Annotated in this window: 10 protein-coding genes; 9 read left to right on the top strand and 1 reads right to left on the bottom strand. The window is 41.7% G+C overall.

The window, feature by feature from the left end; translation table 11 throughout:
• Positions 1-9 precede the first annotated feature (9 nt).
• Together ACFEL9_RS18290 and ACFEL9_RS18285 are read left to right on the top strand one after the other, a co-directional pair.
• Positions 10-1,320: a vanadium-dependent haloperoxidase gene (locus ACFEL9_RS18290; RefSeq protein ID WP_385893230.1), complete on the top strand. Its 1,311-nt coding sequence runs from the start codon at positions 10-12 to the stop codon at positions 1,318-1,320.
• A gap of 147 nt (positions 1,321-1,467) precedes the next feature.
• Positions 1,468-3,576: an endonuclease MutS2 gene (locus tag ACFEL9_RS18285; RefSeq protein WP_385893227.1), complete on the top strand. Its 2,109-nt coding sequence runs from the start codon at positions 1,468-1,470 to the stop codon at positions 3,574-3,576.
• 139 nt (positions 3,577-3,715) lie between these two features.
• Here the strand turns inward: ACFEL9_RS18285 and ACFEL9_RS18280 are convergent, their stop codons facing one another.
• Positions 3,716-4,231 (bottom strand): acyl-CoA thioesterase, encoded by a 516-nt coding sequence (locus ACFEL9_RS18280; protein WP_385893224.1) that lies wholly within the window; start codon positions 4,229-4,231, stop codon positions 3,716-3,718.
• Positions 4,232-4,392: 161 nt separating this feature from the next.
• Between ACFEL9_RS18280 and ACFEL9_RS18275 the strand changes: the two genes are divergently transcribed.
• From ACFEL9_RS18275 to ACFEL9_RS18245, 7 genes are all read left to right on the top strand, one after another.
• Positions 4,393-5,625, top strand: coding sequence for a proline dehydrogenase family protein (locus ACFEL9_RS18275; RefSeq protein ID WP_385893221.1), 1,233 nt, complete (start codon positions 4,393-4,395; stop codon positions 5,623-5,625).
• Positions 5,626-5,804: 179 nt separating this feature from the next.
• On the top strand, positions 5,805-6,341 hold the full coding sequence (locus ACFEL9_RS18270; RefSeq protein ID WP_385893219.1) for an RNA polymerase sigma-70 factor: 537 nt from the start codon (positions 5,805-5,807) through the stop codon (positions 6,339-6,341).
• A gap of 90 nt (positions 6,342-6,431) precedes the next feature.
• Positions 6,432-7,559: a FecR family protein gene (locus ACFEL9_RS18265; RefSeq protein WP_385893216.1), complete on the top strand. Its 1,128-nt coding sequence runs from the start codon at positions 6,432-6,434 to the stop codon at positions 7,557-7,559.
• A 200-nt stretch (positions 7,560-7,759) separates the two neighbouring features.
• Positions 7,760-11,164 carry a TonB-dependent receptor gene (locus ACFEL9_RS18260; RefSeq protein ID WP_385893214.1) on the top strand — a complete coding sequence of 1,135 codons (3,405 nt, stop codon included), beginning with the start codon at positions 7,760-7,762 and terminating at the stop codon, positions 11,162-11,164.
• A gap of 18 nt (positions 11,165-11,182) precedes the next feature.
• Positions 11,183-12,697: a RagB/SusD family nutrient uptake outer membrane protein gene (locus tag ACFEL9_RS18255; RefSeq protein ID WP_385893212.1), complete on the top strand. Its 1,515-nt coding sequence runs from the start codon at positions 11,183-11,185 to the stop codon at positions 12,695-12,697.
• A gap of 41 nt (positions 12,698-12,738) precedes the next feature.
• Positions 12,739-13,632, top strand: a complete 894-nt coding sequence (locus ACFEL9_RS18250) for a PKD domain-containing protein (protein ID WP_385893209.1) — start codon at positions 12,739-12,741, stop codon at positions 13,630-13,632.
• An 85-nt stretch (positions 13,633-13,717) separates the two neighbouring features.
• Positions 13,718-14,908 carry a family 16 glycosylhydrolase gene (locus ACFEL9_RS18245; RefSeq protein WP_385893206.1) on the top strand — a complete coding sequence of 397 codons (1,191 nt, stop codon included), beginning with the start codon at positions 13,718-13,720 and terminating at the stop codon, positions 14,906-14,908.
• Positions 14,909-15,027 lie beyond the last annotated feature (119 nt).

The raw sequence follows: 15,027 nt of genomic DNA, 5'->3' as shown, positions 1-15,027 counted from the left end.
AAGCTATTTATGAAAAAAGCGACCATTTTAAGTATAATATCTGCGTTGATCTTTTTTACTGCTTATGGCCGAAGTGCCGGTCCGTTTACATCGAAAGATTATGTGCGAGCTTTAAAAAAAGTAACCGATGTGATGGTCAACGATGCAACTTCACCAATTGCCGCCAGTCGTTACTACGCATACATTACTCTTGCTCCCTATGAGCTGCAGGTAAATTTGCAACAAAGCAAAAGTGTCTTTGCAAGCAAACTGAATAAATATGATGGAATAAAACTTGAAAAGCAATCGACTGATTCAGTTAACTCCTCTTTGGCGATTGAGTATACTGTGTTGCGCATGGGCGAAAGATTGTTACCGTCAGGCTACTTGCTGAAAGATCAAACAGATTCTTTACTCAATAATGCCGCAAAAAAAGGTGTTCCTAAATCGGTAATTGAAAAATCAAAGCAGTTGGGAGAGATGGTGGTGCAACAAATATTAGCGTATGCATATACAGATGGCTTTCGCAACTTGAGCGGTTATCCAAGATACACTCCTGTAAATGGAGATGGTATGTGGCAGCCAACAGGCCCGGTTTTTATGGCCGCCCTGGAACCTCACTGGAACAGGATCAGACCTTTTTTGATTGACTCTTCGCAACAGTTTAAGCCGGTGCCAGCCGCATTGTTTGATACGTTAAAAACATCTTCTTTCTATAAACAGCTCTACGACGTTTATAGTGCCGGAAAGAATCTGACAAAGGAACAACAGGACATTGCTATGTTTTGGGATTGCAATCCATTTGCTGTTCAACAAATCGGCCATGTCGAATTTGCTTTAAAAAAAATCTCACCGGGAGGACACTGGATGGGTATTACAGGGATTGCCTGTTTGAAAGCAAAAAAACAATTGGAGTCAACAGTGTTGATCCACGCCATTGTAGCCATAACCCTGGCGGATGCTTTTATTTCCTGTTGGGACGAGAAGTATAGAAGCAACCGCATCAGGCCTGAAACTGCTATTAATCGTTGGATAGATCCAAGATGGCGGCCATTGCTGCAAACGCCACCTTTCCCTGAATATACATCCGGGCATAGTGTGATTTCTACTGCAGCAGCTTTGGTTTTGACAAAACTGTTTGGTGATAATTTTTCTTTCGTAGATAACACGGAGAAAGAGTTTGGTCTGCCTTCCCGGAAGTTCAAATCGTTTCAGCAAGCAGCTCAGGAAGCTGCTGTTTCACGTTTTTACGGTGGAATTCACTACCGGGATGCTATTGAAAATGGGCAGGAACAGGGAACAAAAATTGGCCGGTTTATTATTGATAAACTAAAACTATAGACCTTTTTCCGTTAAGCAGTTTTGTTTTTGGCCGGTTGTATTGCGACCGGTTTTTTTGTGGTTGATAAAACCTTCTTATATGATCCATTTCTATGAATGATCAAATCCCGAAATTTGCATTTCACAAAAAGGAAGTAACGATAGTTTATGAAGTTGTATCCGGAATCCGCTTATTTTCAGTTGGAATTTGAGAAGGTAAAAACTTTACTGGCGGCTTATTGCCAAACCGATTATGCCCGTACCAAAGCTGAAAATTTGCGTATTCATACCCGCAAAGAATTTATTGATACTGAACTCAGGCAAAGCCATGAGTATACACAGCTACTGCAAAACAGTATTTATTTTCCCAATGACTATATCTTAAATCTTGCTAAGGAACTGAAGTTATTATCAATACCAGGCGCCGTTTTATCAGGAGAGCAGATACTATTGTTGCGCAAGCTGGCCGAAAGCATGGAAAAGATATTTCGCTGGTTTGATAACGAGAGAAAGACCGCTTATGGAGCCCTGGCTAAAGTGATTGCTGAGACTTATTATGAAAAAGCCATCATCAGTATGATTGATGATGTGCTGGATGATTATGGGCAGGTAAAAGATTCGGCGTCCAATGAACTAAAAGACATTCGCCTCAATCTCTACCGGAAGCGAAATGAGTTGAGACGGCTTTTTGAGCGAATTGTTTCCAAAATGAACAAGCAGGGTTACCTGGCCGATATCGAAGAAAGTTTTATGAATGGCCGCCGGGTGTTAGCAGTTTTTGCAGAGCAAAAAAGAACGGTCAAAGGTATTCTGCATGGCGAAAGTGAAAGCCGTAAAACAGCCTTTGTCGAGCCTGAAGAGACAATAGATCTCAACAACCAGGTGAGTGATTTGGAAAACGAAGAACGGAAAGAAGTGTATCGTATTCTTCGGGAACTTACATCTAGATTATCCGGGCATGCTTCGTTGCTAAGCGTTTACCATCGAATTGTTGGCGATTATGATTTTATTCGTGCCAAGGCTAAGCTGGCGGTTGAAATCAAAGGCGAATTTCCGGCTGTTACCGATAAAGCGTATGTGCATCTTATCCAGGCCTATCATCCATTGCTGTATCTCTATAATCAAAAATCAAATAAGCCTACAATACCCGTAACGATTACTTTGGATGACTCGCAAAGAATATTGGTGATAAGTGGTCCGAATGCGGGTGGTAAGACCGTGACATTGAAAACAGTCGGTTTATTACAAATGATGGTGCAGAGTGGACTTTTGGTACCTGTACATCCTTCGTCGCAATTTGGCATTTTCAAACAATTGATGATTCATATCGGTGATACGCAAAGCCTCGAGTTTGAGCTTAGTACTTATAGCAGCCATCTGATCCATATGAAATACTTCATGGAAAATGCAAATGGTAAAACGCTTTTCTTTATTGATGAGTTGGGAAGTGGCAGTGATCCTAACCTGGGTGGGGCTTTCGCAGAAGTGATATTACAGGAGTTGGCGAAGAAGCATGCCTTCGGTATTGTGACCACGCATTATCTGAACCTGAAAGTAATGGCTGGAAAAACAGCCGGCATTATTAATGGTGCAATGGGTTTTGATGAAAAAAATCTCCGGCCGTTATACAAACTGATAATCGGTAAGCCCGGAAGCTCCTATACTTTTTCTATTGCAGAAAGAATTGGTTTGGATAAAGGTTTGATCAGGCGGGCCAAAGATCTTGTTGATAGTGATCAATTCAGGTTAGATAAATTATTGAACAGAACAGAACAGGACCTGAAAGATCTCGAGAAAAAAGAGTCTGAACTGCATAAGCTGATGAAAGAAAACGAAAAGTTGAAAAAGGAAATGCAGCAAGTATTGGACAAGGAAAAACATTTGCAACAGGTGGCTATTCTAAAAGAGCAAAACCGCATCTCCGAGGAAAAGATCAGCTATCTCCGGGATATGGAACGCAAGTTGAAACAAATGCAGATAGAATGGAGAAAAGAGGAGAACAAGAATAAAGTTATCAAACAAATGGAGGCTCTACTGTTTAAAAAGAATGAGCAAAAAACAGTAAGCAAAATGCAGAAGAAAATTGATTCAAAATTTGCTGAAGTAGGCGGGGAGATAAAAGCCGGTGATACAGTAAAGATGAAACGAAATCACCAGGTAGGACAAGTAATAGAGTTAAGAGGCAAGAGGGCTATTGTAAAGATTGGTCTTTTGCCTATGCAGGTTGAAATAAAAGATTTGGTAGTGGTGAAAGAAAAAGAAACGACAGGAGAATAAATTCAACCCTGGAATCCTTTATAGTTTTAGGGGTCACGGCATCGCCGGAGGCGATATAATAATGCTGCGGAACCAAGAGGTTCCGCAGAGCCGGCTGAAATAACTCTTCAATTAGTAAAACGACGTTGGCCAATGTATATCATTCCCCCATAAACAACGCCTTCAATTCCGCCGCATCATGCGGTTTCATTTTACCACCGAGGATAAGACGAAGCTGTCTTCTTCTTAAAGCGCCGTCAAATAATTTTTTTTCTTCCTCAGTTTCTGGAACCAATGGGGGAACTGGTATCGGTTTATTGTTTGGGTCAAGTGCTACAAAAGTATAATAGGCTTCATTGCTTTTGTATTTGTGTTGCTGTTTTAAATCTTCGCCCCATACCTTAAGATATATTTCCATTGAAGTATTAAAAGCACGGGATATTTTGGCTTGTATATGAACCACATTCCCGAGTTTGATCGGATTTTCAAAGGAGATATTGTCTACAGAAGCAGTTACTACCGCTGAATTGCAATGCCGTTGCGCAGAAAGAGCGGCTGCAATATCCATCCAGTACATCAGGCGTCCTCCCATCAGGTTGCCGAATACATTGGTATCATTTGGTAAAACCAGTTCGGTCATTATCGTTATGCTATCGATTGCTTTGCGGGACTCCATTTTTAAAATTTGCGCAAAGATAAGGTGGGGGAGGCACAAGGTACAAGGCTCAGGATACGAGTCCTTTAATTATAAAATTGTTTCAGGTATAAACCACTTCTTGTGCCTTGTCCCTTGCGCCTTGTTCCTTGTTTCCTACATTTGCGCATCATTGATCAGCTATGGAATCATACCCCGTTATCTCTTTCGACAATACCGAGTTTGCTTTTGAATATAAATCCGATACGCAGTTAAAAAAAGCCCGTTTTCTTTTTTCATCTATGGGTACACCATTGCTGGTAAAATTGGGTACGCGGCTTACCCCCTGGGCTATAAAAGCAGGACTTCCAATAAAAGGCATTATCCGGAATACAATTTTTGAACAGTTTGTTGGCGGCGAAACCTTAGAAGAAACTTCTGTCGTTGCAAAAAAACTGGGTGAGTATCACGTTAAGGTTATTCTTGATTATGGTGTTGAAGGCGGGGATGACGGCGAACATGGTTTTAATCATGCCACAGAAGAATTTATCCGGGTGATCAACTATGCGGCTACGCAACCCAATATTCCTTTCATGAGTATTAAGGTCACGGGGTTTGCAAGATTTGGGTTGTTGGAAAAATTGGATCAATTGATGCACCAGGCCGAAGGCACATTGATGAAAAGATTTTTAAAAGTGGTGGATGAATTACCTGCTGACGAAAAAGAGGAATGGCATCGTGTTCGCCGTCGCATGATGAAAATATGTGAAACGGCCGCTGAAAAAAAAGTAGGTGTATTGGTAGATGCCGAGGAAACCTGGATACAGGATCCCGTTGATGCACTCACCATCCTGATGATGGATGGGTTCAATAAAGAAAGAGCGGTGGTGTATAATACCATACAGCATTATCGTCATGATCGTCTTCAATTTTTGAAAGATTCATTCGAGGCAGCGGCAGAACGAAAATTTATACTGGGAGCCAAACTGGTTCGCGGGGCTTATATGGAAAAAGAACGAAAACGTGCCGAAGAAAAAAACTATCCATCGCCTATTCAACCTGACAAAGAGTCAAGCGACAGGCATTACAACGAGGGTGTTGGTTTTTGTATTGATCATCTCGATCGCATTGCATTGATCGTCGCTTCGCATAATGAATACAGCAATTTATTAGCGACCCAATTATTACAGCAAAAAGGTTTACCGCTCAATCATCCGCACGTTCATTTCAGCCAGTTATACGGCATGAGTGATAATATTACTTTTAACCTGGCTCATGCGGGATGTAGTGTCAGCAAATATTTACCGTTTGGCCCTATCGACGATGTAATTCCTTACCTGATGCGCAGGGCGCAGGAAAATACTTCTGTAAAAGGACAAACAGGCCGTGAACTGGCCTTAATAAAAAAAGAGTTGCAAAGAAGAAGCAAATCATAGTTGTTTCAATCCTGTTTTTTGTTCCTGATCCAAGTCAATACACCATTATTTGACAACAGAAATTTTTTTTATCACTAAAAAAAATTAACATTGTTGCCGGAATACTAACAACTGCGAAACTATTGCTGCCTGCTTCAACCATACCTGAGCTTCAAAAGCGCATAGCACTTTATGAGGATATGAAAGCTTACAAAGAGCTTTACTACCTGCTGTTTGATGGCTTATATCACTTCTCTTTTTCGTTTGTAAAATCAAAAGAACCTGCCGAAGAAATTGTTTCCGATGTATTCATCAAAGTGTGGCAAATGCGGGACCGGCTCACCGAGATCAACAACCTGAAGGTTTATTTGTATACTGTTACTAAAAATTTTTCTATCAACTATATCCAACGAAACTTTAAAAATGCGCCGCTGAGCATAGATGAAATGGATATCGAACCGGTGATCGGACTCAACAACCCTGAAGAACTATTTATTTCCGCGGAAACAGTGAATGCTATCCGCAAGGCTATCCAGGAGTTGCCGCCTCAGTGCCGCCTTATTTTTCAATTGGTGAAGGAGGACGGACTGAAATATAAGGAAGCTGCTGCTGTCATGAATATCTCTGTTCTTACGGTACGCAATCAACTGGCTATTGCCATTCGCAAAATAGCCACATCATTACCCATACATATACAATCAGCATTTCCCTCAATTACCGGGTTTTCAGCCTCTTAATCCGGGCTGATCAATTGAATTAAAAAAGTTTTCTCTCGTTTGGTACATTTTACATCAGGGCTGTGTCTTTTATAGTTGTACAACCCAATTATGACCGACGAAAGATTTTGGCTATTGATAAGTTTGAAGCTCTCCGGTGAGGCCCGGCCTGAAGAGCTGGCTGAACTGGAAGCTTATTTGGAACAAAATCCCACAAAGAAATTTCAGGCGGACAGGGTTAATACTGTTTGGTCGGCTAAGAATGAGGTAACAGAAACTCAAAAGGATGCTGCTTTCAACCGGCACATGCAGCGTTTGAGCAATCATTTGTCGGTACCGGTACTGATTTATGAAAATAATGAAACAACTGAAGTAGCTGAAGACTATGAAACAAAGAAATCTCCTGTATATAAAAAATTATTGTGGGCAACCGGTATTGCTGCTTCGTTATTTGTCGCCTGGTTTTTTGTCTTCAGATCTCCCGTAGTTGTTAAGGAAGAAGAAAGCAAGCGGGCAAGAAATGAAATTTCTACCCCAAAAGGAAATAAAACCAAAGTTCAATTACCGGATGGTACCGAAGTATGGCTGAATGCTGATAGTAAGATCACTTACAATGAAAATTTCCAGGGAAAGCTCAGGGAAGTGGAATTGACAGGCGAAGCTTTTTTTGATGTGGTGAAAGATGAGACAAGGCCTTTTGTGATTCATACCAATGTGATTGATGTCAAAGTATTGGGAACGGCTTTTAATGTTCGTTCTTATGCCAATGAAAAAAATACGGAGACTTCTTTGATCCGCGGTTCTGTTGAAGTAACAGTTCGTCACAATCCGGGGATAAAATACATGCTCAAGCCGAACGATAAACTGGTTATTGATAATGATAAGGCTAAAGCCAGCGAGACCGATTTTGTTGCTAATAAAAAGTTGGAAGAGCTGCGAAGCCAGGTTGCGAAAATGCTCAGGCTGAAGATCGAAGATAATGAGGTGAATGCTAAAGAGACGCTATGGACGGAGAATAAGCTTGCTTTTGATAGTACCTCACTCGGGGAAATTTCGCTGATGTTGGAACGCTGGTTCAATGTAAAGGTTGTGGTGGACGAAAGGATTAAACAGGAAAAATATACTGGCGACTTCGATGATGAAGATATAAAGGAAGTGCTGGATGCTTTAAAAATGATCGATCGGGGTTTCCATTACTCTTACGATAAGGATAAAAGGGAAGTAATTATACGGCCTTAATCTCTAAAGCCCTTGACAATATTTTGAGATCTGCTAAAACAATCGATTGCTTAACTAAAACTGCACGCATATGAGAAAAATTACTTAGCCCCCCGCACATAAAAAGTAACGGAGAATGTTTGCGGCATCCTCCGTTTGCCAAAGACAGTTATTTGCTCAAGCCTGAGCAAAAATTCTATCATTTAAATCAAAACTAAGGTATGAAAAAAAATGGATTTGGCTCATGCCAGCATGAGCCCGGTCAATTCATCAAATGCTTGTTAATGATGAAGTTCACCATTCTGCTCGTTTTTGTTTTTTCACTTCAATCTTTTGGTAATGGTTATGGACAGGATAATATTAGTCTTAACCTTGAAAAAGTAAGTTTTAAGAAGGTATTCAAAGCGATTGAACAGCAGGGTGTTTTCCGTTTTGTGTACAAAGATGAAATTCTACCCCGTGATCAACGTATAAGTATCGCTATTGAAAATGCATCCCTCGAGGATGTTTTAAACCGCATTTTGCGGAATACAGAATTAAGCTTTCGCCGCCTGAACGGTAGTCTTGTCGTAATAACGACTGCTGAAGAAAAGCCTGTTATTAGTATTACCGGGAAAGTAACGGATGATAAGGGAGAGCCATTGCCCGGTGTAAATATTATTGAAAAAGGAACCAACTCAGGAACTACAACCAACAGTGAAGGGATTTTTGTAATAAATGCAGAAAAGCCTGACGCTGTATTGGTCTTTACCTATATCGGTTTCTTATCTGCCGAAGTGGAAGTAGCAAATCGTTCTTCCATCAATGTGCAATTAACTCCTGCGAATAAAAATATGCAGGAAGTAGTGGTGGTGGGTTATGGCGTTCAGAAAAAAGCGTTGGTTACCGGTTCTATCTCTTCTGTAAAATCGGAGCAACTCGAAACAGTTTCTGCTACCAGGATTGACCAGGCTTTGCAGGGGCGCACTGCTGGCGTAGTGGTATTGCCGACGTCCGGTCAACCCGGCGCCGGTTTAAATATCCGCATTCGGGGCGCAAGCTCAAACCGTAATTCAAATCCACTTTATATAATTGATGGTGTAAGGGCTGGCGGTATCGAGTACATCGATCCATCAGAGATCGCAACTATCGATATTCTAAAAGATGCGGCCTCAGCGGCTATCTATGGTGCTGAAGGATCAAACGGCGTAATAATCATTACCACAAAAACCGGTAAAAGGAATACATCCGAAGCTTCTTACAGCGGCCAATATTCAGAACAGTCGCTGAAAAAAGATTTCATCAAAATGATGAATGCCCAGCAATACCAGCAATATTTGCAGGAAGCCGGCGTGGCCAATGCACCCACAATAGCCGACCTTGCAGGAATTGGTACCGGTACCAATTGGCTTGATCATGCTGTGCAGGCAGCTCCACAGCAGCATCATTCATTGCAGTTCAGTGGTGGATCTGACAAATCAACTTATCTCGTTAGCGGAACACTTTTTACACAGGAAGGTATAGTTGGTGGCGACAAGTCAAGATTCAATCGTTATACGGTTCGCTTCAATGGTGAACATAAAATAAAATCATGGCTGACAATTGGTAACCGTTTATCGTACTCTCATCATAAAAGAAGAGCTGTTTCTGACAATGATGAGTTTGGTTCCATTCTCTCCAGCGCATTAGTAATGGATCCTATCACTCCCGTAGTTTATACCGGAGCATTACCCGTGCACGTGCAAAACGCATTGGCGGCTAACAAACCATTACGTCGTGATGAAAACGGAAATATTTACGGTATATCCAATTTCCTAAAAGGTGAATATGGAAATCCTTTGGCACGTATGGACATGGCTAAAGGGGAAAATACACAGAACAAGATTGTCGGAAATGTGTATATGGATATTGCTCCGTTTAAAGGCTTTACGTTTACTTCACGGTTTGGTGTAGACGCAGCTTTTCAAACGGGTCATGGATGGACACCTACTTTCTGGTTCTCGGATGAAAGTCAGAATACAATTGCCAATGGGTATGATTATAACAACAACTGGTACACCTGGCAGTTTGAAAACTTTGCTACTTATAAAAGAAGTTTCGGCGTTCATAATTTCACGTTATTGGGTGGCGTATCGGCCATTAAGACGCATGAATATCACATTGGCGGTAGCTACTCCGGTTTATTTAAAGAAGATGACAGATTTTCTTATGCTGACTATGTTCCCGATAATATCGATCGTATAGGAAGCAATGCGTTTGATTATACACTGGCCTCTTTGTTCGGAAGATTAAACTATAGCTTCAACGACAGGTATTTATTTAACGCTTCTCTTCGCAGGGATGGAAGTTCCAAATTGGCTCCGGGAAATCAGTGGAAACTTTATCCTGCTGTATCTGCTGGTTGGGTTCTTTCTAATGAGAATTTTTATCCTGCAGGTCTTTCGGATAAATTGAATTATGTCAAACTCCGCGGCAGTTGGGGGCAAAACGGAAATGTTTCTTCTGTTGGAATCGGTGAATGGATGAATGCAATTGGTTCGGGTATGCTGTATCCCGATGGAAGCGGTACTTTAATCGTTGGCGCTGCTCCTACAAGTCTTGCCAATCCTGAACTGACCTGGGAAACAGGTGAGCAATTCGACATTGGCGCTGACCTGGCATTTTTTAATAATCGCTTAAACCTGACGGTTGATTATTATAAAAAAACAACCAAGGACATGCTTACCGGTGGTAATGCACCGTTGATTGCGGGTAATACACTCCGAACAAAAAATGCGGGTAACGTAGTAAATAAGGGTTGGGAGTTCGAACTGTCCTATATCAATAAACCTGTTTCTAAAGATGGTTTAACCTACGAGTTGAGCGCAAACCTTTCTACATTGAATAATGAGGTGACTTATTTAGATCCTAATTCGCCTATCATCTTTGGAGCCGGCATCGGCACAGGATGGAGCGCCACTGCGATGAAGGTTGGTTTGCCTCTATGGTATTTCAACGGCTACCAGACCTCTGGCATTTTCCAAACACAGGATGAGATCAATTCTTATTTATCCAAAACAGGCATTACTGGTTATTCTCCCAAACCAGGCGAGCCTATCGTTGTAGATGTGAATGGTGACAAACAAATTTCACCAGCAGATATGACGAAAATCGGTAGCCCGCATCCGAGCCTGACTTATGGCGGTCGTGCAAGTATCTCCTATAAAGGATTTGATCTGTTGGTATTTGTGCAGGGACAAACAGGTAATGATATTTTAATGGGCTTCAATCGCACAGACAGAAGTACTGCTAACAAGCCTTATTTCTTTTATGCTAATCGTTGGACAGGACCCGGTAGCACTAATACGTGGTTTGCAGCAAACACGTCGAATCCATATATCTACAATAGCGACCTGATGATTTTTAACGGCGCATACACCCGGATCAGGCAATTACAATTGGGATATTCTTTACCAGAAAATCTGATGAAAAAGGCAGGCATCCGGAAAGCCCGCATTTATGTTTCGCTGGATGATTTCTTCACGTTTACAAAATACCCGGGTGTTGACCCCGAAGGTGGAAGCAATGGACAGAACAGTATAGGCATTGACCGTGGCGGTTATCCTATACCAAGAAAAGCAATCGTGGGTCTGTCATTTAATTTTTAACCGTTAAAGAGATTAACAATGAAAAGTTTAATAATAAAAACATCAATAGTTTGTTTTTCTGCTTTGTTGATGACAAGCAGTTGCAAAAAGTTTTTGGACCAGGAAGTGCCGGGTGCATTTGCCGAACAGGATTTTTATAAAACGGACCAGGATGCTACACAGGCTGTAACTGCCACCTACGATATGATGCAGGCTCATTACAACAGCAACTGGGGTAGTTTATACATGATAAAAGTTCTGTTGTCGGACGAAAGCAATGCCGGCGGCAGTGATGCCGGTGACCAGCCCGGGTACCAGACATTAGACAATTATAATTTTGATGCTACCAATGATAAAGTAAGAGAGGCGTGGAGAATGTGTTACTTCACAATCTATCGTGCTAATAAGGTAATCAATAAAGTGCTGCCTGAAACAGACCTTCGCAAACGATTAATTGCTGAAGCAAAATTTTTGCGGGCCTATAATTATTTTGAACTGGTTTCTTTGTGGGGCGATGTGCCACTGGTATTAGATGATATCCCACCTGCGCAATATACAAGTACCGGACGCAAGCCAAAAGCTGAAGTGTTTGCGCAGATCCAAAAAGACTTAACGGAAGCGATTGCAGATCTTCCATTAAAGTCCGCCTATACAGGGGCCGATGTATTCAGGGTTTCAAAAGGAACTGCACAGGCATTGTTGGGTAAAGCTTATTTGTATCAGCAAAAATGGGCTGAAGCAAGTGCTCAATTTGAAGCGGTGATCACTTCCATTCAATATTCACTGGCACCGTCTGTAGGAGCTGCATTTTCCGGGGCCTATGAATTTGGTGCCGAATCATTATTCGAAATCTCTTATACAAACGGTCGCAGCTATGATTGGGGTAATTTTCCCTGGGGTGCTGCGCCTGAAAGCAATATCCATGTGCAGTTAATGGGACCCAGAGGAGATTATTATACTAAGGCGCCTTCTGATTCACTCATTGCAGGTTGGGGTTTTAATTTACCTAAGCAAAAATTATGGGATGCTTTTGTTGCAGCCGGTGATGTAAACAGGAGAAAACAATCTATCATGTCGCAGGCGGAATTAGTAGCTGCCGGTGGCAACTGGAGCAATCCGACTGCTTACGATTATGAAGGCTTCTTCCAAAGAAAATACGGCTCTTATGGTTCGCAAACCGGTGGTCCGATCAGCGAATTGAACTATGGTACCAATTGGCGCCAGATTCGCTATGCCGATGTTTTGCTAATGGCTGCCGAGGCATTTAATAAAGCGAATAATGATGCAAAAGCTAGAGGCTATTTAAATCTTGTCAGGCAGCGTGCAGGTCTTGCAGATGTGAGTGCATCCGGTACGGCTTTATTTGATGCGATCGTAAAAGAAAGACAACTTGAGTTGGCCTTTGAAGGTTATCGCTACGTTGACCTGGTACGTTGGGGATTGGCTGACCAGGAATTAAAAGGATTAGGTTATCAACAATCAAAACACAGCGTGTTGCCTATTCCTGATTTTGATGTAAATACAGCAGCACTGCCTCAAAATCCCAACTACTAACGATTGAACAAAAACATCATCTAACAATTAAACTTTTTGATATGCAAAAGTTAATTGAACAGCCATGCTATTTAATTACAACACTTATACTTGGTACCAGTATTCTTCTTTCATCCTGTGAATATGATGTAAGAGACCTGGAGCCAAAGCCAACCGCTTCATTTAGCATAACACCCATTGCAGGGCAAACCAATAAATACCTTTTGAGCAGCACTTCTCAACATACATTTCGCTATGACTGGGATAAAGCTGACGGGCAAGGATTTAAAACGGGTAAGAGTGTTGATACGGCGTACTTCGCTGACAAAGGCACTTATACACTAAAGTTGTTTGCCTTTGGTCACAGCGGCACCGATACAACTTCTCAAACAATCACCGTGTCCCAGGATGATCCAGCTGCACAAACTCCTTTCAAGCTATTGACTGGCAACAGTAGCAGGAAATGGAAACTGGCTCCTGAAGCGGGTGCCTTGTGGATCGGCCCGGATGCAAACACCACCTGGTGGCAAAATGGGGTGGGAGAGCTTACATCAAGATCCTGTTTATTTAATGATGAGTACACATTCAATAAAACAGGCAGCAGCGTAACGTATGATAGCAAAGGTGATTTTTATGTAGACGAAGAAGGCGGGAACCCACACCCGTCCGGAATGCCGGCAGTAGGCTGCTATGCAAACGGAGATATTCCTTCACAGTTTCAAGACTGGGTGAAAGATGGCAATTTTACTTTTGAAGTAAACGGCAACAAACTAAAAATAATTGGCAAAGGCGCTCATTTAGGATTGTACAAAGCAGGTACACCGCCTGATGCAGCATTGGCCACTCCGGCAGCCAGTGTCACCTATGATATTGTTTCTATCACGGCAAGCCGCATGATTTTAGAATTGGATTATGGATGGGGTGCCTGGAGGTTTACCTATGCGGCAATAAATTAGTTTTAATGTAGGCAATCGCAAGTGGAACGCATTTACCTTTCAAGGTCGGATGCTTCCACTTTGTTTAATGAATAAAAGCATTGGGATGAAAAAGTATCTTTCTTTATTTTCTTTGATCACAGTAATAGCTTGTAGTAAAAGCGGTGGCAAAATTAATCAGCCAACACCGGTAGTAAGTATCAACAGCATTAGTTTGCCGGAGGGCAATAGTGGTGCTTCAGCGTTTGAATTTACATTATCCCTTTCCAATGCCATTTCACAAGCCGTCACCGTGACTTATTCTACATTGGAAGGATCAGCCAAAGCCGGCGAAGATTTTACTGCAGTAACAAATCAAGCAGTTACCTTTCAGCCCAATGAAACACAAAAAAAGATTACACTGTCTGTGATTGCCGATGAGATAAAAGAAGATGATGAAACGCTTACCATGATGCTGACCGGCGCAACTAATGCTACCATTCAACAACATACAGCCCCGGTTGTAATTGTCAATGATGATACAAAAATTTCTTTCTCCAATGCCGGTTACGACGCACCAACAAGTTATGCCGGTTATACCCTTTCATGGTCAGATGAATTTAATACGGGTACACTGGATGCAAATGCATGGACGCATCAAAACGGTGACGGATGTCCCAATATATGTGGGTGGGGAAACAATGAACTGGAATACTATACTGACAGACCGCAGAATATTTTTTTCCAGGATGGGAAATTGATCATCGAAGCGAGAAAAGAAACCTTTGCTGGCAAAAGTTATACTTCATCAAAAATATTGACTGCAGGTAAAAAAGTATTTAAGTATGGCCGTATAGATATAAGAGCTAAGTTGCCAATTGGCAAGGGCATATGGCCGGCTTTCTGGATGTTGCCACAGGCCAACACCTATGGTGCATGGCCACGCAGTGGTGAAATCGATATTATGGAAATGGTCGGACATGATCCGGGCAGAACACACGGCACATTACACTACGGCCCGGGACCCGGAAGTATTCAATACAATCGTAATACAGCATTATCGTCAGGAACTTTGCATGATGAATTTCACGTTTATTCATTGGAATGGAAGCAAGACCAGGTAAAATGGTTTTTAGATGGCAATCTTTTTTCAACAGCAAACAAATCAGACCTGCAGGCTGGAACTACTTATCCATTTAATGAAGATTTCTATTTTATTGTCAACCTTGCTGTAGGTGGCAACTGGCCGGGCAGCCCGGATGCAGCCACCTCATTACCCCAATGGCTGATCGTAGATTACATCAGAGTCTATCAATAAATTTTTATAAGAAGACTTATTACGCAGTTTAAGAATGTGTATAATAATCCCCACTATTGACAAATTTTAACTTCTTTTGGTATTATTCTTGAAATGATCATGGCGAATAAATCAACCAT

The sequence above is a fragment of the Terrimonas alba genome, assembly GCF_042434975.1.
In the GTDB taxonomy this organism is placed as follows: Bacteria; Bacteroidota; Bacteroidia; order Chitinophagales; family Chitinophagaceae; genus Terrimonas_B; species Terrimonas_B alba.
Note: the sequence above shows the minus strand (reverse complement) of the source record. Positions and strands in the feature narration are given on the sequence as shown.

What these genes read in the sequence shown, in the direction of transcription:
- ACFEL9_RS18290 (WP_385893230.1), top strand. Translation starts at nt 10, where the DNA reads ATGAAAAAAGCGACCATTTTAAGTATAATATCTGCGTTGATCTTTTTT.
- ACFEL9_RS18285 (WP_385893227.1), top strand. Translation starts at nt 1,468, where the DNA reads ATGAAGTTGTATCCGGAATCCGCTTATTTTCAGTTGGAATTTGAGAAG.
- ACFEL9_RS18280 (WP_385893224.1), bottom strand. Translation starts at nt 4,231, where the DNA reads ATGGAGTCCCGCAAAGCAATCGATAGCATAACGATAATGACCGAACTG.
- ACFEL9_RS18275 (WP_385893221.1), top strand. Translation starts at nt 4,393, where the DNA reads ATGGAATCATACCCCGTTATCTCTTTCGACAATACCGAGTTTGCTTTT.
- ACFEL9_RS18270 (WP_385893219.1), top strand. Translation starts at nt 5,805, where the DNA reads ATGAAAGCTTACAAAGAGCTTTACTACCTGCTGTTTGATGGCTTATAT.
- ACFEL9_RS18265 (WP_385893216.1), top strand. Translation starts at nt 6,432, where the DNA reads ATGACCGACGAAAGATTTTGGCTATTGATAAGTTTGAAGCTCTCCGGT.
- ACFEL9_RS18260 (WP_385893214.1), top strand. Translation starts at nt 7,760, where the DNA reads ATGAAAAAAAATGGATTTGGCTCATGCCAGCATGAGCCCGGTCAATTC.
- ACFEL9_RS18255 (WP_385893212.1), top strand. Translation starts at nt 11,183, where the DNA reads ATGAAAAGTTTAATAATAAAAACATCAATAGTTTGTTTTTCTGCTTTG.
- ACFEL9_RS18250 (WP_385893209.1), top strand. Translation starts at nt 12,739, where the DNA reads ATGCAAAAGTTAATTGAACAGCCATGCTATTTAATTACAACACTTATA.
- ACFEL9_RS18245 (WP_385893206.1), top strand. Translation starts at nt 13,718, where the DNA reads ATGAAAAAGTATCTTTCTTTATTTTCTTTGATCACAGTAATAGCTTGT.